Below are 16642 nucleotides of genomic sequence, written 5' to 3'. Positions count from 1 at the left end.
GAGACAGACTTTGCATTCAAAAAGCAAAAGAGTATTTAGCTCTCGAACAGAAAGATTTTATAAAAAATGCATTAATGGTATTGATTGTTATGAATGATCCCTTTGCAATAAAATTTCTTAATGAAAACTTAAATGAACATTTCATATGGGTTGGTTCCATAAATCAAATCGACTACAAAAACTACAATATAGTTTTAGATGAAAGTCTTCTTTATATCAAAGATCTTTTCAACTTCATTTATAAGAAAGATTCCCAGACTGATAAATTTAGATTCCATTACTTAAGTGAGTTTTTCTATTCTTACCTGTACAATATTTCAAAAAATGAAACACACTATCAGCAACTTTCCATTATTTTGAATGAAATTAGAGATTCGCTATCGGAAAAGGACGACCACGAGTTATTCTACATAAACTCGATTATAAATCATTGTGCTAAAAGTTATATTTCTGCGAAATCAGTTCCTATGAGTTTCAAAGACGCCTTGGCAAAAGTCAACGAACTAATGAGCTAATCATAGTATTTTCAGTCATTTATTTGGACGTGTTCTTTCTTTTTAAGATTTTATTCCTACCTTTGCACCCCGCTAAGTGTGTCTTGGCGGTAATTTAGTATAAATAACAAATAAGTTTAATTATGAATTCTTACGAAACTGTTTTCATTCTTACTCCCGTTTTGTCTGAAGACCAGGCAAAGGAAGCAGTGCAAAAGTACGAAAGCGATTTGGCTGCCATGGGTGGTAAATTAACGCATTCTGAGAGCTGGGGCCTAAAAAAATTGGCTTACCCGATCCAAAAGAAATCAACTGGTTTCTATTTCTTGTTCCAATTCGATGCTGAAGGTTCAGTAATCGCTGAGTTGGAATTGGCTATGAAACGTGACGAGCGCATCATGCGATTCTTAACCGTGAAAATGGACAAGGACCATGTTGCTTACGCTGAGAAACGTCGCAAGAAAATGAGCGGAGCTCCGGTTGAAGCTTAACGCTTACGCAGAAGCTACAGCGCAGGCGCAATTATTTACCTTAAAAATTTAAGAACATGTCACAAAACGATATTCGCTATTTGACTCCGATCAACATCGAGATCAAAAAAGATAAATACTGCCGTTTCAAAAAAAGCGGGATTAAATTCATCGATTTCAAAGACGCTACTTTCTTGTTGCGTTTGGTGAACGAGCAAGGAAAAATTCTTCCTCGCCGTATTACCGGAACTTCTGCTAAATACCAGAAGAGAGTTAATAAAGCTATCAAACGTGCTCGTCACCTGGCTATCTTGCCTTACGTTGGCGATATGTTGAAATAGTCTTAACGTTTAATTTTAAAGACAAGAAATCATGGAAGTAATTCTTAAGAAAAATATCGATAAATTAGGTTACAAGGACGAAGTTGTAACCGTGAAGCCAGGTTACGGACGTAACTTCCTGATCCCTCAGGGTTACGCTTCTTTGGCTACTCCTTCTGCGAAAAAAGCGCACGAGGATATGATGAAGCAACGCTCTCACAAAGAGTCTAAAATCGTTGCTGAAGCGGAAGCAATTGCAGCTAAATTGGCTGATGTTACTGTGAAAATCAGCACGAAAGTGGGTGAGAACGGTAAGATCTTCGGTTCTGTAAACACTGTTCAATTGTCTGAAGCATTGAAAGCTGCAGGATTTGACATCGACCGTAAAGCTTTGAAAATTAAAGACGAGCCAATTAAAGAAGTTGGAACGTTCGAAGCTGAGGCGAACTTACACAAAGGTGTGAAGCCTGTATTCAAATTTGAAGTTGTAGGAGAATAATTTTTTCCGACCTCATATTGAAATCCCGTTAGTCATTGATTAGCGGGATTTTTTGTTTCTCAAATTTTGACCACGAAGCGCACCAGGAGCACGAGGTGTTTTTTATTCTATGCACTTTATTGATAAGCACACGAAGTAATCTTCCGATTATTTTTAAAGTTTCTTTGCGGGCTTTGTGCTTTTGCTTATTAACTCGACTATTCGGTTTTAATTCCGTACTCTGTCCTGATCCAATCGATTAAAAACTCTTTATACCTGTATCCACCAACTATGATTGGATTTACCTTAACTGTTTTGTTCGCTGAAACTTTCATAAGGGAAGCAAAAATCAAGTCATCCTTGTATATTGCATAATTATCGGGACTTACTTCTTTCATGAATTCGCTTCTTTTTTTTAATAAGAACTTGTCCTTTTTCTTCTTAGTAGGAAGAATATAATAGTTTCGATTCTTAAGATCATGCTTATGATAAAGGTCTTTCATCCTTTGAGGACTGTAGGTATCAGAAATCAATAGGTAAGGAATCTTATTTTCCTCAGCAAACTTGGCAATTTCAACCTCTTTATCCGCCCCACTACAGTTTGGAAAATTAAAAATCAACAACAAATCTTGCTGTGTCTTCTCAACAATCTGATGAATATTCTCAGGAAGAATGAATTGAACCACTCCTGGATTATCGGGATTCATGAATCTTTCCATACTGAATTTACAACTATCCAATTCCTTGGAAGAAACGACATGCATATCCTTGACAGGAAAGTAGTTGCGATACTTTTTGCCGGAAGAAAGATTGTACGTGACGCAACCAGAACTGATAGAACCAACGAATACCAAAAACAAAATCAAATAAGATCTCATTCAACAAATTATTAAACCCGTTCATTTTTAAATTTCACTTACGGCTAAATGAAAGTGACTGTATTTTACTCCAACAAGTATACAAAAAAAAAGATTAATTACTCATATCTGTGCAACATGATTACTTTTTTTTGTCTCTAGAAGATCGCGCTGATGACGCAGGCACCAAAGTTCACTACACAAAAAATCTGCGCAATTTGCGTAATCCGCGGGCGATTCGCATCTTTGTCCATCAATCAATTACAAAGTCATGGCAATAGCAATAGGAGACAAATGCCCGGAATTCATACTCAAAGATCAGAACAACGCGGATTTCGACATCAAAAACGTATTGGGCAAGCAGGTTTTGGTTATTTATTTCTATCCGAAGGATGATACGCCGGGATGTACAGCGGAGGCTTGCTCTTTTCGCGATAGTTACGAGGATTTCAAGGATTTGGGATGTGAAGTCATCGGGATTTCCAGTGACTCCCCTAAAAAACATGCGGAATTCGCAGCGAAACACCGCCTTACGTTTACTTTGCTTGCCGACACGGAGAAAAAGGTCCGCAAACAATTCGGAGTTCCCGGAAATCTATTCGGATTGATCCCGGGCCGTGTGACGTATATTGTCGATAAAAAAAGGATTGTCCGCAATATTTACAATTCCCTGACGAATGCTGCCGGACACATTGAAGAATCTATGAACGCTGTAAAATCCATTATTGATGAAGAAGCTTGATATCCTGCTTCCACTCCTGGTTGGTACTGGCTTGTTGATCACTTCCTGCGCAAGGGAGGAAGAGACATCCTGCTCTGAGCCGCAAATAGAACCCGGAACCGAGACCATCACTGACTTGGATAAAAAGCAATGTCCTGAACCTGCTAAAGCAGATGTTTCGAAGAAGGAGTATTAATATTTCCTCGTCCGGGCAATTTTGGGAGCCAGTGATTCACTCAACGCTGATTCTACGTAATCGTTTGCATTAAACAATTCCTCCACTTTCCGGAACCGGTAATCGAAAATGCTTTCCAGCTGTTTGCGGATGAAGAGCCAGTGGAAAAACCGGCCGATGAAACCGAAAGGCATACAATAAGCGATCAGATCGGTCATTTCGACCCCGCCTTCCACTTCTTTGAAATGATGCTCGTGGTGCCACATGCCGTAGGGACCTCTGCGCTGTTCGTCTATGAAATAATCACCTTCCCGGATGGTTTTGATCTCGCTGATCCAACTCAGGGGAACACCTAAAATCGGGCGGATGGTGTACCGAATGATCAATCCCTCATACAGGTTTTCAGGAACGGTTGTGTGCACTTTGAAATCGACGTAATTCGGTGTAATCACACGCAGATTGGCCGGCGAGGAAAAATAATTCCAGCAGGTTTGGAGGTCCGCATGAATGAATTGTGTTCTTTTGAGCTGATACATCCTGTTGAATTTCGGGTTCAACTAAATGTAAAAAAGTCGGCCCTGCTTTCAAAAAAGATTCACACGCTTTAACAATTCCGTATGTTTAAGCCGGCGGAAAAAGGGCATTCACTTTCCGGACCCTGTAATCAAAGATGCTTTCGAGCTGCTTCTTCACGAAGAGCCAATGAACAAATCGCCCAAGAACCCCGAATGGCAATGAATAGCTGACGATATCCGTCATTTCGACTCCGCCTTCCACTTCTTTGAAATGGTGTTCGTGGTGCCACATCCTGTATGGTCCCTGCCGTTGTTCATCTACAAAATAGCTTTTGTCCCGGACATAGGTAATCTCAGTAACCCACTTCATCGGGATCTTTAGAACAGGAGAAACTTTGTAGCCGATAATCAACCCGTGATACATTTCATCAGGAACTTCGGTCAGAACTTTAAATCCCATGTAATCCGGAGTAATGACCTGCAGATTAGCAGGTGCACAAAAGAATTTCCAACAAGTCTCGAGATCTGTTTTTACAAACTGTTTACGTTTAAGCTGATACATGCCCTAAATTTAATATGCATTTGTGATTCGTGCATAAAACATACGTCCAAATTAGCGTATTGGGTTTGCTTGTTAAAATAAATTCACCCGTTTCAATAGTTCGGAACGATGCGCCTCGCTTACCGGAATTTCTTTTCCGTCGATCAAAAGCAGTGATTTCGGGTTAATCTGTGAAATCTGGCTGATATTAACCATGTAAGAACGATGCACCCGCAGAAACTCGTGTACCGGAAGTTTTGCTTCCACGTGTTTTAAGCTGTAGCTAACCACGAATTTTGAGTCTTTCGTATGCAAAATCGAATAATTATCGCATGCTTCCGCATAGGTAATGTCCGAGTATGCCAGCTTCACCAGTTTTTGTTTGTCCTTGATGAAGAAGTGTGTACTGGCCAGAACAGAACTCGTAAAATCTACCTGTGTATTGACAGACCGGACCTGGTAAGCATGCCATGCCAAATCAATTTGAGTGATCAAATCGTGTTTCTTGAACGGTTTCATGATAAATCCGCTGGGATTGGTCAATTTCACGCGTTCCAGTGTTTGCGAATCCGTATTGGAAGTCACGAACAGGAAAGGTTTGTTGATCTGCTGATTCATAAAATGCGCAAGGTCTATCCCGTCAGGCCCATCACCCAGGTTAATGTCGAGCAGGATCAGATCAGGCCTTAAATGCAATAACTCCTGTTTTGCCTGGTCAAAACTATCCGCCACTCCCAAACATTCAAACCCCTCATCTACCAGGCACTGCTCCAAAAAGGCCGCAATGATCGGTTCATCCTCCACAATAAAAATCCTTGGTTTTGTCATGACAATAGATTGTATTTCGTGATCACTAATTCTGTTCTTAAACCTTTTTCACTACTGGTCTCACTGAATTCTGCCTTGAGTTTCCGTGCCATAGACCGGATCAGTTTTGCCCCGAAATGAGTTCCCTCGTTCATGTTGGACTTTCCGTTTCCGTTATCCGCAACAATAAGCACCAGCTTTTCATCCTGCATTTTCAGAGAAAGACTGATTTGCGGATTCTCTTGTTTATCGAATGCGTACTTGCAGGAATTCATGACCAGCTCTGCAACGATCAAACCGATGGGTAATGCGGTTTCAATATCCAGGTTCAGGTTGTCACACTCCGAATTCAGGTAGATTTCCTTGTTAACTTCTCGCTTGAAATGCGTAATCAGGTCATTTACCAATTCCGCCAGGTAAGGTCCGATCTGTACCGCTCTGATGTTCTCGGATTGATAGAGTTTCTGATGGATCATGGAAATGGCATTAATCCTGTTCATACTTGCATCTATGAGCTGTATGGATTCAGGATCCTTCAACTCCCGCGACTGCAGGTCCAGAATGGCTGAAATGATTTGTAAATTGTTCTTCACGCGGTGATGCACCTCCGCCATCATGAATTCTTTTTGCTCCAGGTTTGCCTGCGTCATCAGGTATTTTTGTTCCAGCAAAGCATTGATCCGTTTCTTATTCCGGAAGAGGAAAAACAACAACGCTGACACCACCACAACGATGAAAATGATCGCCAGCAGTATGATCAGCTGCAATTGGTGGTTCTCCTGTTCGGCCTGCTGTTTCAATTTAATTTCCTTGACCTCAAAACGTGCCTGCATTTCTGCCAGGGCATCACTTTTCTCCTGTGTAAAAATAGTATCACTCAGCACGGTATATGCATTCAGGCTTTCGTAAGCTTTTTTATAATCACCCAGCGCAAAATAAATGCGAGACAAAGTCTCATGTACGAACACTTCCCGCTCCATGGCGCCGGTCTGCTGTGATAATTTGAGGCTCTTGAGCGCATATTCCTCAGCTTTTTGATAGTCTTTTAAGTCAATGTAACAATTCGCTGTTCCGTTGTAGGAAGAAATCAAATTAAAGTCGCTCCGGTATTCTTTGAAATTCGCTGCAGATTTTTCGAAGTAAGCAATCGCTTTGTGAAGATCCCGCTCATCGTAATAGATTTTCGCCAGTGAATTATAAGCAGCTCCCAGTCCTTCCGGGTAATCCTTCCTTTTATAGATCTCAATGGCTTCCAGGAAATTTGTTTCCGCAGCTTTCGGTTTGTTTTGGTAAGTAAAAGTAATTCCCTGGTTCACCAGGACATCAGCCAGATCAATCTCCAAATTGTTCTTTTTACAAAGTTCAATGGCCTTTCGGTAATAAAAATCGGCGTTTTCATATTGGTACTGGGAAAAATAACACACTCCGAGCTGGGAATAACAATAAGAAAGGTTCTCCTCGTCTTTCTCCAATTCAAACAAACGGATTGCCTGGTGAAAATAAGAAGTTGCAACAGCCGAATTTCCTTTAATATCATTGGCAACAGCCAGGTTCATATAAGCAAAAGCCTCGCCGGATTGATACTCCGCTTCTTTCGCTAATTTCAATGCCTTTGTACTGATCGCAATTGATTGTTCTATATCGTTGGCATAGAGTGCCTCCCCTTTGAAATTAAGCGAATCAATCCCGGCAATATTCTTTTGGGCAAAAATACTGCAGGCCGTAAAGGCAAAAATCAAGGGAAGGAAAAACCGAGTCATCTTTACATCAAATTTAACATCATTTACTCGAAAAAATCCGGTAAACACCCTTTTTTTTTGAGTTCCACTTAAGCGTTTACGATTTTCGCATCCCAAACTGAATATGAAGAATCAATTAACCATTCCCCTTATTTTCCAAGGCAAATTGCGTTTAACTGCTTTCTGTCATTCAGTGTCCGAAAACAATTTAATCACCAAATCAAATCTGTAATCTAAAATGATGCTTACAGAAACTATAGCGTTCAAACATTGGGTGTTCGAAGTACCGAGTAAAATCACCCGGAAAATCTACTCGAATACCCTTTGTGGATATTCCGAGTACCATGTGCAGGAATTCCGGTCTTTTTTCAAATATTACGACGAGATTTTTACCCCGGAGATCAAGGATCTGCTGAACCGGCTGGGTATTGACTACAAAAAGGACACTTTTTTAAAGTTGATCCGGGAAAATGGGAAACAGTCGTTCATCATAACCTATCAATTCTTAGGCAGTATGCAGATCAACTCTTCGGAGCGAGTGCAGCAACCTTTGATTTCGGATGAATTGGAATACGAAGCCATTTCAGAACAAACCAGCATTGCTTTCTACCAGGTCGAAGAAACGATGATCGGAATGGAAATGATATACGTAGAGATTTTGTTCCGGGCGGAATAGTCATTAATCCAATTTGAAAGAAATTGGAATTGAAAAAGTGCTTTCTACAAGTTTCCCGTCAAGATGGGCAGGACTCCACTTTGGCATTTCCGTGATCACACGCACTGCTTCCTCGTCTAAAAGATCGTTTCCGGAAGATTTCCTGATTTTTACGTCTTTAACATCACCGGTTACCGAGATAATAAACTTGATGTACACTTTTCCTTCTATATTCTTATCAACAGCGTCATCGGGATAATAAATATTCCTTTTGAGGTATTTTTTGACCGCTTCCATGCCTCCTTTGGCTTTTGCAGGAATGGAATAAGGAAAATATTTGGTCTTCTTCCCATTTTCCAAATAGCAGGCTTTAAACTTTACCTTTCCAGCCGAATAAACTTCCTTACGCCGAACAGCACCATTCGGATAATACACGATAAATTCCTGTGCTATGTCATTTTCATAGTTTTCCGTGTAATAAAGCTCTCCTGTTGGATAGTACTTGCTGTACACTCCATGGAACTTTCCGTTTTTGTGATTTGATCTAATCGTTACAAGTCCTTGCTCACTATAATAAACAAATTCGCCTTCTTTTACTTTCTGTGCGTAATCCTTAAATGCACCTGTCATCTGAACCGAATCAGATTTCAGAAAGTAATCCGTTACAAAATAGAGATTCTTATCCTCCTTAATGATCCTGTAGTACTTAGCCGAATCACGACTTTTGGTAACCTCCCAATCTTCATTCATGTAAATAGTATCACGCTTGTGCTGCGCAAAAAGAACAACATTGACAAGAATAAATAAGGCGGTCAGAACATATTTCATGGTGATTATTTTTTTGCGAAACTAACTATTTTATGCGTCAACTCAAGAAAATTGACAGTTGGAATCATCCCCCAATATCACTCCTTGACCACTTTGTATTTTTCATCCCCGACATGCAAATAATAAACACCCGCCGCAAAACCGGAAAGATCTACCTCGAACCGATCTTCATTCAATACACTCAAATGCTCAGTCACTTTTCTTCCCGAGGAATCAAAAACCCCTGCAAATTCATTCACGGAAGCATTCACATATAGTATTCCTGTCGTGGGATTCGGGTAAATCAACACCTGGTTGTTCTCACAAATCAAACTTACAACGGACAACACTTCTTCAGTCCCGTCTATATCCGTGAGACGCAAACGGTAGTAGTTAATTCCATCTGCAGAGTAGTCAGCCTGATAAGCGTAATTCGTTCTGGTTTGAGAACTGAACTGTGCATCCACTTTTCCTAGTTCACTCCAGGTAGTACCATCAGCAGAACCTTCCATGGTAAAATAATCCGAGCGTGTTTCACTTTCAGTGGTCCATTTTAAAAGCACACCATTTCCCGAACAACCTGCTGTAAAGGAACTGAGCTCCACCGGAAGGCCCGAACTAAGTGAGATCTGAATATTGTCAACAAGCAGATTACATGTTTCAGTAGTTGTTCCGGTAAAAGTAAGTGTCTGAACGTTGGCTGTAGGCACAAAATCTACAAATTCAGTGACCATCGAAAAAGCAGTACCATTCCTGGAAATACTTTTAGTCACGCCCCCAATTGTTACATTCATTGATTGAACAGTTGGACCGCAGCTGGTTCTTCGGGAACAAAGAAAGGAAACGCGGTACAGAGCACCAACTGTAAACCCGTTAATGGTCTGGCAAAGGCCAGCTACAGCATCTACTTCTGCAACCACATTTGTCCCGGAAGAACCACCGTAAACGGATTCGGGATTTGTTTCAGGATTACATCCCCAGGAAGCTGTTCCCGAATTAAAGTTCCAGTTGGAAATAGTTTGTGCATAGAAAGTACACTGCAGGACGCAGCATAACGCAAGTGTTAATATCGGTTTCATTGTAATTTTTCTTCAGTGCAAAGCTAGTTATTCAGCCAAACATCTGACATACTGAAACAGTTACATTTAGGCTAAAAGCGTGTAAATACGTTTCTTCCTTAACAAACCACTTGCTTTTTTAATTTCACCAGGATTACTGAACATTATTGTTCCACCAGCTCAATCGGCAGGCCGTCCGGATCTGCAAAAAACGTAAAGCGTTTGCCAGTAAATTCATCGATTCTTACCGGTTCACAAACAACTCCTTTACCGGCCAGTTTAGCGATCGCACCATCCAGATTCTCTACCGAAAAAGCCAAATGCCTTAATCCACTGGCTTCAGGGCGGGAAACACGTTTTGGCGGATCCGGAAAAGAAAACAGTTCGATACAGTAAACGCCATTCAGCATCAAATCCAATTTATAAGAGCTGCGTTCTTCCCGGTAATTCTCGGCAAGAATCTCACATCCCAGTATTTGCGTATAAAATGCCTTCGACTTTTGATAATCCGAACAAATAATGGCGATATGGTGAACGGACTTCAGCACACTGTTTAAATGTATTTCGTTCCGATCAGGTAATTCTTCACGTAATCTTCGATTCCTTCTTCCAGGGTATGGAACGGAATATCATATCCCTGATCAATTAATTTCTGCATATTGGCTTCCGTGAAATACTGGTACTTATCGCGGATATCTTCCGGAGTATCAATGAAAGAAATATTCGGTTCTTTTCCCAGGGCTTTGAAAGTGTTTTCAGCTAAATCAAGGAAAGTACGCGCTTTTCCGGAACCTAAATTATAGATCCCCGATTTTGCTGTTCCTTTCATCAAAAATTCGATTACGGAAACCAAATCTTTTACATAAACAAAATCGCGCATCTGACCGCCATCTGTGTAATTCGGATTGTGGGAGCGGAACAGTTTCATGGAACCATGCTCTTTCACCTGGTTGAATGTATGGAAGATCACCGATGCCATACGCGCCTTGTGGTATTCGTTGGGGCCGTAAACATTGAAGAACTTCAATCCGTACCAATGCGGCGGAGTTTCTGTCTGCTCCAGAGCCCACATGTCAAACCACTGTTTCGACCAGCCGTAAGGATTCAAAGGCTGTAAAAGCGGCATTTTCGATTCGTCGTCATCATACCCCAGTTCACCCAAACCGTATGTAGCTGCAGAACTTGCATATACAAGCGGAATCCGGTAATTCACACAATGGTTCCAGATCATTTTGGAATATTCAACATTCAGCTCATCAAAGATCGCCTTGTCGAATTCCGTAGTATCCGTACGCGCCCCGATATGCAGCATACAAGTGACTTCATCCCCGAACTCTTTCATCCATTGATCGAAATCAGCACGCTGAACCATCGCAACAAAAAGCTTTCCTTCCAGGTTGGCTGCTTTTTCCGTTTTGGAAAAATCATCCACCAAAATCAAATTATTGATTCCCTTGCTGTTTAGTGTTCCAACGATGCAGCTTCCGATAAATCCCGCGGCTCCTGTAATGACGATCATATGACTCAATTTTGTACAAAGTTAATTCAAAGTCGTCAAGTTTAATGATCAATTATGAATGATTTAATTATCAAGAGGAAAATCCGATCTTGATAATTAATAATTGATAATTCCTTTTCGACTTCTCACTTTTAACTTTTACCTTTGTACTCATATTTTCAAGACTTGGAAACAGTATACATTACCCGTAGAGAACATTTCAATGCAGCGCACAAATTGTGGCGCGAGGAATGGTCCGATGAAAAAAACGAAGAAGTTTTCGGTAAGTGCAGCAATAAGAACTGGCACGGACACAATTTCGAATTATTCGTAACCGTAAAGGGCGAGCCCAATCCCGAAACAGGTTTTGTCATCAATTTGAAAGAGCTGAGTGTAATAATCAAAGAGCTGGTTATCGAAGAACTGGATCATAAAAACCTGAACCTGGATGTTCCGTTCTTAAAAGGAAAGCTGGCTTCCACGGAAAACCTGGCTATTGAGATCTGGAAGATCATTGATGCTCCGATCAAAGAAGCCGGTGGTGAGCTTTGCAAAATCAAACTGGTAGAAACAGAAAACAATTTCGTAGAGTATTTTGGCGGGAAACAACCTTATTAAACAAGTTCAAAGGGTTCAAAAAGTTTAAGCAGTTCAATTTGAACATTTGAACATTTGAACATTTGAACATTTGAACATTTTAGCAAACAAACATTGAGCATGAGCGAATTTCATTACAACGACGACACGACAGCAAACATTTCAACCATTTACAAATCCATTCTTTCCCAAATAGGTGAAAACCCGGAAAGAGAAGGGCTATTGAAAACTCCCGAACGCGTAGCAAAAGCTTTACAATTCCTTACCCAGGGATACGATATCAAACCGGAGGAAATCCTGAAGAGTGCCTTATTCAACGAAGAATATTCCGAAATGGTGATCGTTAAAGACATCGAAGTTTATTCCATGTGTGAGCACCACATGCTGCCATTCTTCGGGAAAGCACACATTGCATACATTCCGAACGGAACAATTGTAGGTTTGAGCAAAATCCCCCGTGTAGTTGACGCTTTTAGCCGCAGATTGCAGGTCCAGGAGCGTTTAACCATCGAAATCCGTGATTGTATCCAGGAAACCCTGAAACCAAAAGGGGTTGCAGTCGTTTTGGAATGCCAGCACATGTGTATGCAGATGCGCGGTGTGCAGAAACAAAACTCCGTTACGACTTCCAGCGCATTTACCGGATTATTCTTAAGCAACGACTCTACGAGAAAAGAGTTTATTAACTTAGTACAGGCTAAATTACATTAATATGAATAATCAAATTATCGACGACTACAGCTTTGACACAGCTGAAAAACAAGCAGCGGCAAGACAGTTCTTCGCAAAAGTGTATGGATTTATGTTCTTTGCATTGATCGTATCGGGTGTTATTGCTTTTCAATACGGAAATATCGATTTTATTAAAGAGTATTTCCTAACTCAAACTCCTAAAGGCATGAAACCATCCGCACTTTTCTATGTGGTAGTGTTTTCTCCGATCGGTGTCGCTTTATTAATGCAGACTATGGTTAACCGATTATCTTTTCCCTTATTGTTCGGATTATTTTCTCTTTATAGTGTCTTGATCGGATTCTCACTTTCTACCATTTTCGTGATATATACCGCGACATCCATTGCCGTTATCTTTGGCGTTACGGCCGGAACTTTCGGAGTGATGGCCATTATGGGATATGTCACAAAAGCGGACCTTACTAAATTCGGAAGCATCCTGATGATGGCCTTTTGGGGTATGTTCATCGCAGGAATTGTAAATATGTTTATCGGTTGGGAAACATTAAGCTTTTTCATCTCAGTACTTGGCGTAGTTGTTTTCACCGGTTTAACGGCATACCACATGCAGCAATTGAAAAAGTTTGCACACGATTCGGAGATTTCTGCTGATGACAAAAACAAATTGGCTTTGCTGGGCGGATTTACACTTTACGTCCTATTCGTGAATTTATTCCTTTCATTACTTCGTTTATTCGGAAGCAGGGAGTGATCTCCGCATAACATTCTTTAAGTTAAAACGGGTTAAAATTCAAGTATAGCCCGTTTTTTTGTCCCTAACTTTATGGAAAATTTCAAATCGAATGATACCTTTAGGACCTGCGATGCTCATTGGTTTAGTCTTCATGGGAATTGGACTAATTGTGAGCTGGCGATTAAAAAGCAAATTCCAGGAATTCAGCAAAATTCCCTCCCAAAGTCGTTTAAGCGGCCGTGAAGTAGCTGAGCGTATGCTTCGCGACTACAACATCTACGATGTACGTGTAACCTGCATTCCCGGAGAATTAACCGATCATTACAATCCTGCAAACAAAACCGTTAACCTTTCGGAAGAAGTTTATCACGGTACAAACGCCGCTTCCGCAGCCATTGCGGCTCATGAATGCGGACATGCCGTTCAGCATGCAAAAGCTTATGCACCTTTGCAATGGCGTTCAAAACTGGTTCCCCTGCAGCACGCCTCGGGTTTGTTCTTAAACATCCTGATGATGCTGACATTTATCGGTGGTGCCGTACTTTTTGAATCTTTCCCTATCAAGTGGGTACTTTGGGCAATTGTCATTGCTTACGGTGTGATTGCTTTATTTAGTATTGTAACACTTCCGGTGGAATTCGATGCATCGAAGAGGGCTCTCAACTGGATTGAACGTTCTGGAACGGCTACTAAAGTGGAGTACGAACGTTCCAAAACAGCATTGAACCTGGCAGCTTCAACCTACGTGGTGGCTTCTCTGGGAGCAATTGTAACCATGTTTTACTACATTTTGCGATTAATTGGTGTAAACAACGAGTAATTTGCTTCCTTTTATCAAACAAAATCTTAAATTTGAAAAAAAAATTGAAGTTATGTCAGAACACCATTCAGAACATCATTCAGATCACCACGATAAGAATGATACTTTCTTCGAAAGTTCAACTGTAGGAATTGGGTTTGTGTATACTGTGATCCTTTTAGCAATCATCGGATCTATTTACGCATTCGGATAGTATAAGGAGGAAGATTTCCTCCTTTTTTTATTTCACTGAATATCAGCTTATGCCGTTCAATTCGATTTTTGCATGGGTCATTAAGAAGCGCTTACACCAGATCGAGCTGTTTCGAAAATACCCGGAAGATGTCCAGCATGAACTCTTCGAAAAATTGATTGAACAGGGAACACAAACTGTTTACGGCAAGCAATACCATTTCCATCAAATCCGGTCTTATTCTGATTTTAAAGAATTAGTTCCCTTAAACAATTACGAATCCCTGAAACCATGGATCGATCGTTTGATGGAAGGAGAACAATACCTGCTTTGGTCTCAGGACACCAAATGGTTCGCAAAAAGTTCCGGTACTACTTCCGAACGCAGTAAATTCATTCCGGTAACAAAAGAGTCACTGGAAGATTGTCACTACAAAGGCGGAAAAGACCTGCTGGCACTTTACTACGAAAACTTTCCAAACAGGAAACTCTATAAAGGAAAACATTTGATCATAGGCGGAAGTGCACAAGTCCTTCCTGTAGCCGATGATGCATACCTGGGTGATCTTTCTGCCATTATTTTGAAAAATCTGCCCTGGTGGGCGGAAATCCGGAGAACTCCTTCCAAAGAAATTGCTCTTATGACCGAATGGGAGGAAAAAATTGAACTCATGGCGCGCAGTACTATCGAAGAAGATGTGTACATTATTGCCGGAGTTCCCAGCTGGACAATGGTTTTGGCTAAAAAAATATTGGAGATCACCGGTAAATCGAATCTGCGGGAAGTTTGGCCGAACCTGGAACTTTTTATGCATGGCGGCGTGAGCTTTGAACCGTACCGGGAAGCTTTCCGGGAATTAATCCCGTTTGATGACATGCATTACGTGGAAACCTACAATGCTTCCGAAGGTTTTTTCGGGATACAGGATGTGGATGGTTCCAATGAACTCTTGTTGATGCTTGATTATGGGATCTACTACGAGTTCATCCCGATGCATGCTTTTGAAGGTACCGATTCCAAAGTCATTTGCAAACTCGATGAGGTGGAACCGGGTGAAGAATATGCACTGGTAATATCGACCAACGCAGGTCTTTGGCGTTATATTGTTGGAGACACCATCTGTTTCACCTCAAAAACACCATACCGTTTCAAACTATCCGGAAGAACGAAACATTTCATTAATTCTGTGGGAGAGGAAGTCATTGTAAACAATGCCGATCATGCCATTGCGGAAGCTTCTTCCAAAACAGATGCAATTATCCGTGAATATACCGTTGCTCCTATTTACATGGACGGAAATACACAAAGTAAGCACGAATGGCTGATCGAATTTGAACGAAAACCCAATGATATCAATCGCTTCATGTTCCTTTTGGACGAATCCCTGCGGGCAATCAATTCCGATTATGATGCCAAACGAACTAAAAACATGGCCCTGGGAAAACCTTTGCTCCACGTTTTAAAATCAGGGAGTTTTGATGCCTGGCTGCAAAAAAAAGGTAAATTAGGTGGACAGCACAAGGTACCGCGCCTGATGAATTCACGCGAAATCGTGGAACAAATCTTGCAGGAAGCCGAGTTTGAAACCATTCAATATGTATAGATTTTTCTTTTCCTGTTTGATGCTTGCTATTCCCTGCTTCGGGTTTAGCCAGCAAACATGGAAAGAACTCTGGCACCTGGAACTGGACTCCACTGCAATCTGGGACATCGATCCGATGCATCAAAGTATCGTCTATCAAAACCAAAGTATTCAGAAACGCGATGCCAAAGGTCAGCTCATGCTGCAGGAAAGCATCAAATCATTGGGAAACATCCAAAAGATCGATGCTCAAAACCCCTTGAAAATTGCACTTTTCTCCGAAGACCAGCAGAGTATCTGTTTTTTGGACAATGCCCTTGCTTTGCAAGGCGACTGCATTAATCTCAGTGATCTGAATATAAGCCTCGCCGCGAGTATGAGTGCATCCATTCAAACAGACCGCATCTGGATCTACGATGAACCGAACTCCAGAATCGAATTGATTACTCTTCGCAACGGACAGGGCCAGCAAGTTCAAAATGTAAAAGGATTACTAAATATGAAATCCATTGTAAACATGCAGGAAATTGACAACCGTCTATACCTGTTCGACGAAGAAAACCAGGTTGCCTGGTTCGATCAATTCGGGAATTTCATGGATGTTGCCACACTCACTCCTCACAAACCAATCTACCCGATCCAGGATTATTTTTTAATAGCAGAAGGAAAGAATATCCAAACGGTTGACATCAATTCGAAATTTGTTTCTTTTTTCTTTGCCGGAGATGCAATACTTGATTCAAAGATCCTGAAAATGGAAGTTTCGGGTGACCGGTTGTATGTTCAGACAGAGATGATGCTTTATTGTTTTAAGATTATTCAATAATTGAACGTTTAAGAGCGAAAAATTTTTCGCCCTTAAACTGCCATTTACCAACTCAATTCATGCAATCACACAAAAGTATGCACA

The 16642-nt window shown here is 41.0% G+C and carries 23 protein-coding genes; 14 read left to right on the top strand and 9 right to left on the bottom strand.

Annotated features, from left to right (window positions below; all coding sequences use genetic code 11):
- The 4 genes from QZT69_RS07805 to rplI all read left to right on the top strand — a co-directional run.
- A partial coding sequence (locus QZT69_RS07805; RefSeq protein ID WP_294672669.1) for a hypothetical protein occupies positions 1-515 on the top strand: 515 nt, incomplete at its 5' end.
- 122 nt (positions 516-637) lie between these two features.
- Complete coding sequence (gene rpsF / locus QZT69_RS07800; protein ID WP_144333872.1) at positions 638-985, top strand: 30S ribosomal protein S6; 348 nt, start codon at positions 638-640, stop codon at positions 983-985.
- Positions 986-1041: 56 nt separating this feature from the next.
- Entirely contained in the window at positions 1042-1305 is a 264-nt protein-coding gene (rpsR, locus tag QZT69_RS07795; RefSeq protein WP_013685774.1) for a 30S ribosomal protein S18, read from the top strand.
- A gap of 31 nt (positions 1306-1336) precedes the next feature.
- A complete protein-coding gene (rplI, locus tag QZT69_RS07790; protein ID WP_294672660.1) occupies positions 1337-1783 on the top strand; it encodes a 50S ribosomal protein L9 in 447 nt (148 codons plus the stop codon).
- 197 nt (positions 1784-1980) lie between these two features.
- On the opposite strand, the gene QZT69_RS07785 is transcribed toward rplI, so the two are convergent.
- A complete protein-coding gene (locus QZT69_RS07785) occupies positions 1981-2481 on the bottom strand; it encodes a hypothetical protein (protein ID WP_294672657.1) in 501 nt (166 codons plus the stop codon).
- A gap of 409 nt (positions 2482-2890) precedes the next feature.
- Between QZT69_RS07785 and QZT69_RS07780 the strand changes: the two genes are divergently transcribed.
- Together QZT69_RS07780 and QZT69_RS07775 are read left to right on the top strand one after the other, a co-directional pair.
- Complete coding sequence (locus tag QZT69_RS07780) at positions 2891-3361, top strand: peroxiredoxin (RefSeq protein WP_294672655.1); 471 nt, start codon at positions 2891-2893, stop codon at positions 3359-3361.
- Entirely contained in the window at positions 3348-3536 is a 189-nt protein-coding gene (locus tag QZT69_RS07775; protein WP_294672652.1) for a hypothetical protein, read from the top strand. The genes QZT69_RS07780 and QZT69_RS07775 overlap by 14 nt, the downstream gene beginning before the upstream one ends.
- Here the strand turns inward: QZT69_RS07775 and QZT69_RS07770 are convergent.
- From QZT69_RS07770 to QZT69_RS07755, 4 genes are all read right to left on the bottom strand, one after another.
- Positions 3533-4051, bottom strand: a complete 519-nt coding sequence (locus tag QZT69_RS07770; protein WP_294672649.1) for an SRPBCC family protein — start codon at positions 4049-4051, stop codon at positions 3533-3535. The genes QZT69_RS07775 and QZT69_RS07770 overlap by 4 nt on opposite strands.
- Positions 4052-4136: 85 nt before the next feature.
- Positions 4137-4592, bottom strand: a complete 456-nt coding sequence (locus QZT69_RS07765; protein WP_294672646.1) for an SRPBCC family protein — start codon at positions 4590-4592, stop codon at positions 4137-4139.
- Between the two features lie 72 nt (positions 4593-4664).
- Positions 4665-5399, bottom strand: coding sequence for a LytTR family transcriptional regulator DNA-binding domain-containing protein (locus QZT69_RS07760; RefSeq protein ID WP_294672643.1), 735 nt, complete (start codon positions 5397-5399; stop codon positions 4665-4667).
- Complete coding sequence (locus tag QZT69_RS07755) at positions 5396-7138, bottom strand: tetratricopeptide repeat protein (RefSeq protein ID WP_294672640.1); 1743 nt, start codon at positions 7136-7138, stop codon at positions 5396-5398. The genes QZT69_RS07760 and QZT69_RS07755 overlap by 4 nt, the downstream gene beginning before the upstream one ends.
- Before the next feature lie 220 nt (positions 7139-7358).
- Here QZT69_RS07755 and QZT69_RS07750 point away from each other — a divergent pair, with 220 nt between their 5' ends.
- Positions 7359-7793, top strand: coding sequence for a hypothetical protein (locus QZT69_RS07750; RefSeq protein WP_294672637.1), 435 nt, complete (start codon positions 7359-7361; stop codon positions 7791-7793).
- A gap of 3 nt (positions 7794-7796) precedes the next feature.
- Here QZT69_RS07750 and QZT69_RS07745 read toward each other — a convergent pair whose 3' ends face one another.
- The 4 genes from QZT69_RS07745 to rfaD all read right to left on the bottom strand — a co-directional run bounded on the left by QZT69_RS07745 (position 7797) and on the right by rfaD (position 11156).
- Complete coding sequence (locus QZT69_RS07745) at positions 7797-8600, bottom strand: energy transducer TonB (protein ID WP_294672634.1); 804 nt, start codon at positions 8598-8600, stop codon at positions 7797-7799.
- A gap of 77 nt (positions 8601-8677) precedes the next feature.
- Positions 8678-9658 carry a T9SS type A sorting domain-containing protein gene (locus QZT69_RS07740; RefSeq protein ID WP_294672632.1) on the bottom strand — a complete coding sequence of 327 codons (981 nt, stop codon included), beginning with the start codon at positions 9656-9658 and terminating at the stop codon, positions 8678-8680.
- A 143-nt stretch (positions 9659-9801) separates the two neighbouring features.
- On the bottom strand, positions 9802-10185 hold the full coding sequence (locus QZT69_RS07735; RefSeq protein ID WP_294672629.1) for a VOC family protein: 384 nt from the start codon (positions 10183-10185) through the stop codon (positions 9802-9804).
- A 5-nt stretch (positions 10186-10190) separates the two neighbouring features.
- The gene (rfaD, locus tag QZT69_RS07730) at positions 10191-11156 is read right to left on the bottom strand and encodes an ADP-glyceromanno-heptose 6-epimerase (RefSeq protein ID WP_294672626.1); all 966 of its coding nucleotides are present in this window, start codon (positions 11154-11156) and stop codon (positions 10191-10193) included.
- 165 nt (positions 11157-11321) lie between these two features.
- On the opposite strand from rfaD, the gene QZT69_RS07725 reads away from it, so the two are divergent.
- From QZT69_RS07725 to QZT69_RS07695, 7 genes are all read left to right on the top strand, one after another.
- Positions 11322-11753, top strand: coding sequence for a 6-carboxytetrahydropterin synthase (locus QZT69_RS07725; RefSeq protein WP_294672624.1), 432 nt, complete (start codon positions 11322-11324; stop codon positions 11751-11753).
- 99 nt (positions 11754-11852) lie between these two features.
- Positions 11853-12443 (top strand): GTP cyclohydrolase I FolE, encoded by a 591-nt coding sequence (folE, locus tag QZT69_RS07720; protein WP_294672621.1) that lies wholly within the window; start codon positions 11853-11855, stop codon positions 12441-12443.
- Between the two features lies 1 nt (position 12444).
- On the top strand, positions 12445-13176 hold the full coding sequence (locus QZT69_RS07715) for a Bax inhibitor-1/YccA family protein (protein WP_294672618.1): 732 nt from the start codon (positions 12445-12447) through the stop codon (positions 13174-13176).
- Between the two features lie 91 nt (positions 13177-13267).
- On the top strand, positions 13268-13978 hold the full coding sequence (locus tag QZT69_RS07710; protein WP_294672615.1) for a zinc metallopeptidase: 711 nt from the start codon (positions 13268-13270) through the stop codon (positions 13976-13978).
- 52 nt (positions 13979-14030) lie between these two features.
- Positions 14031-14171 (top strand): hypothetical protein, encoded by a 141-nt coding sequence (locus QZT69_RS07705; protein ID WP_294672613.1) that lies wholly within the window; start codon positions 14031-14033, stop codon positions 14169-14171.
- Between the two features lie 49 nt (positions 14172-14220).
- Positions 14221-15753 (top strand): GH3 auxin-responsive promoter family protein, encoded by a 1533-nt coding sequence (locus tag QZT69_RS07700; RefSeq protein WP_294672610.1) that lies wholly within the window; start codon positions 14221-14223, stop codon positions 15751-15753.
- Entirely contained in the window at positions 15746-16558 is an 813-nt protein-coding gene (locus QZT69_RS07695; RefSeq protein WP_294672607.1) for a hypothetical protein, read from the top strand. Before QZT69_RS07700 ends, QZT69_RS07695 begins: the two co-directional genes overlap by 8 nt.
- Positions 16559-16642: the final 84 nt, after the last annotated feature.

The sequence above is a fragment of the uncultured Fluviicola sp. genome, from assembly GCF_902168135.1.
In the GTDB taxonomy this organism is placed as follows: domain Bacteria; phylum Bacteroidota; class Bacteroidia; order Flavobacteriales_D; family Crocinitomicaceae; genus Fluviicola.
Note: the sequence above shows the minus strand (reverse complement) of the source record. Positions and strands in the feature narration are given on the sequence as shown.

Bases quoted from the DNA above. Each gene is read 5' to 3' on its own strand.
- rpsR (WP_013685774.1), top strand. From the start codon at position 1,042: ATGTCACAAAACGATATTCGCTATTTGACTCCGATCAACATCGAGATC.
- QZT69_RS07715 (WP_294672618.1), top strand. From the start codon at position 12,445: ATGAATAATCAAATTATCGACGACTACAGCTTTGACACAGCTGAAAAA.
- QZT69_RS07765 (WP_294672646.1), bottom strand. From the start codon at position 4,592: ATGTATCAGCTTAAACGTAAACAGTTTGTAAAAACAGATCTCGAGACT.
- QZT69_RS07760 (WP_294672643.1), bottom strand. From the start codon at position 5,399: ATGACAAAACCAAGGATTTTTATTGTGGAGGATGAACCGATCATTGCG.
- QZT69_RS07710 (WP_294672615.1), top strand. From the start codon at position 13,268: ATGATACCTTTAGGACCTGCGATGCTCATTGGTTTAGTCTTCATGGGA.
- folE (WP_294672621.1), top strand. From the start codon at position 11,853: ATGAGCGAATTTCATTACAACGACGACACGACAGCAAACATTTCAACC.
- QZT69_RS07745 (WP_294672634.1), bottom strand. From the start codon at position 8,600: ATGAAATATGTTCTGACCGCCTTATTTATTCTTGTCAATGTTGTTCTT.
- QZT69_RS07780 (WP_294672655.1), top strand. From the start codon at position 2,891: ATGGCAATAGCAATAGGAGACAAATGCCCGGAATTCATACTCAAAGAT.
- QZT69_RS07740 (WP_294672632.1), bottom strand. From the start codon at position 9,658: ATGAAACCGATATTAACACTTGCGTTATGCTGCGTCCTGCAGTGTACT.
- QZT69_RS07695 (WP_294672607.1), top strand. From the start codon at position 15,746: ATGTATAGATTTTTCTTTTCCTGTTTGATGCTTGCTATTCCCTGCTTC.
- QZT69_RS07705 (WP_294672613.1), top strand. From the start codon at position 14,031: ATGTCAGAACACCATTCAGAACATCATTCAGATCACCACGATAAGAAT.
- QZT69_RS07785 (WP_294672657.1), bottom strand. From the start codon at position 2,481: ATGGAAAGATTCATGAATCCCGATAATCCAGGAGTGGTTCAATTCATT.
- QZT69_RS07775 (WP_294672652.1), top strand. From the start codon at position 3,348: ATGAAGAAGCTTGATATCCTGCTTCCACTCCTGGTTGGTACTGGCTTG.
- rpsF (WP_144333872.1), top strand. From the start codon at position 638: ATGAATTCTTACGAAACTGTTTTCATTCTTACTCCCGTTTTGTCTGAA.
- rfaD (WP_294672626.1), bottom strand. From the start codon at position 11,156: ATGATCGTCATTACAGGAGCCGCGGGATTTATCGGAAGCTGCATCGTT.
- rplI (WP_294672660.1), top strand. From the start codon at position 1,337: ATGGAAGTAATTCTTAAGAAAAATATCGATAAATTAGGTTACAAGGAC.
- QZT69_RS07700 (WP_294672610.1), top strand. From the start codon at position 14,221: ATGCCGTTCAATTCGATTTTTGCATGGGTCATTAAGAAGCGCTTACAC.
- QZT69_RS07750 (WP_294672637.1), top strand. From the start codon at position 7,359: ATGCTTACAGAAACTATAGCGTTCAAACATTGGGTGTTCGAAGTACCG.
- QZT69_RS07770 (WP_294672649.1), bottom strand. From the start codon at position 4,051: ATGTATCAGCTCAAAAGAACACAATTCATTCATGCGGACCTCCAAACC.
- QZT69_RS07755 (WP_294672640.1), bottom strand. From the start codon at position 7,138: ATGACTCGGTTTTTCCTTCCCTTGATTTTTGCCTTTACGGCCTGCAGT.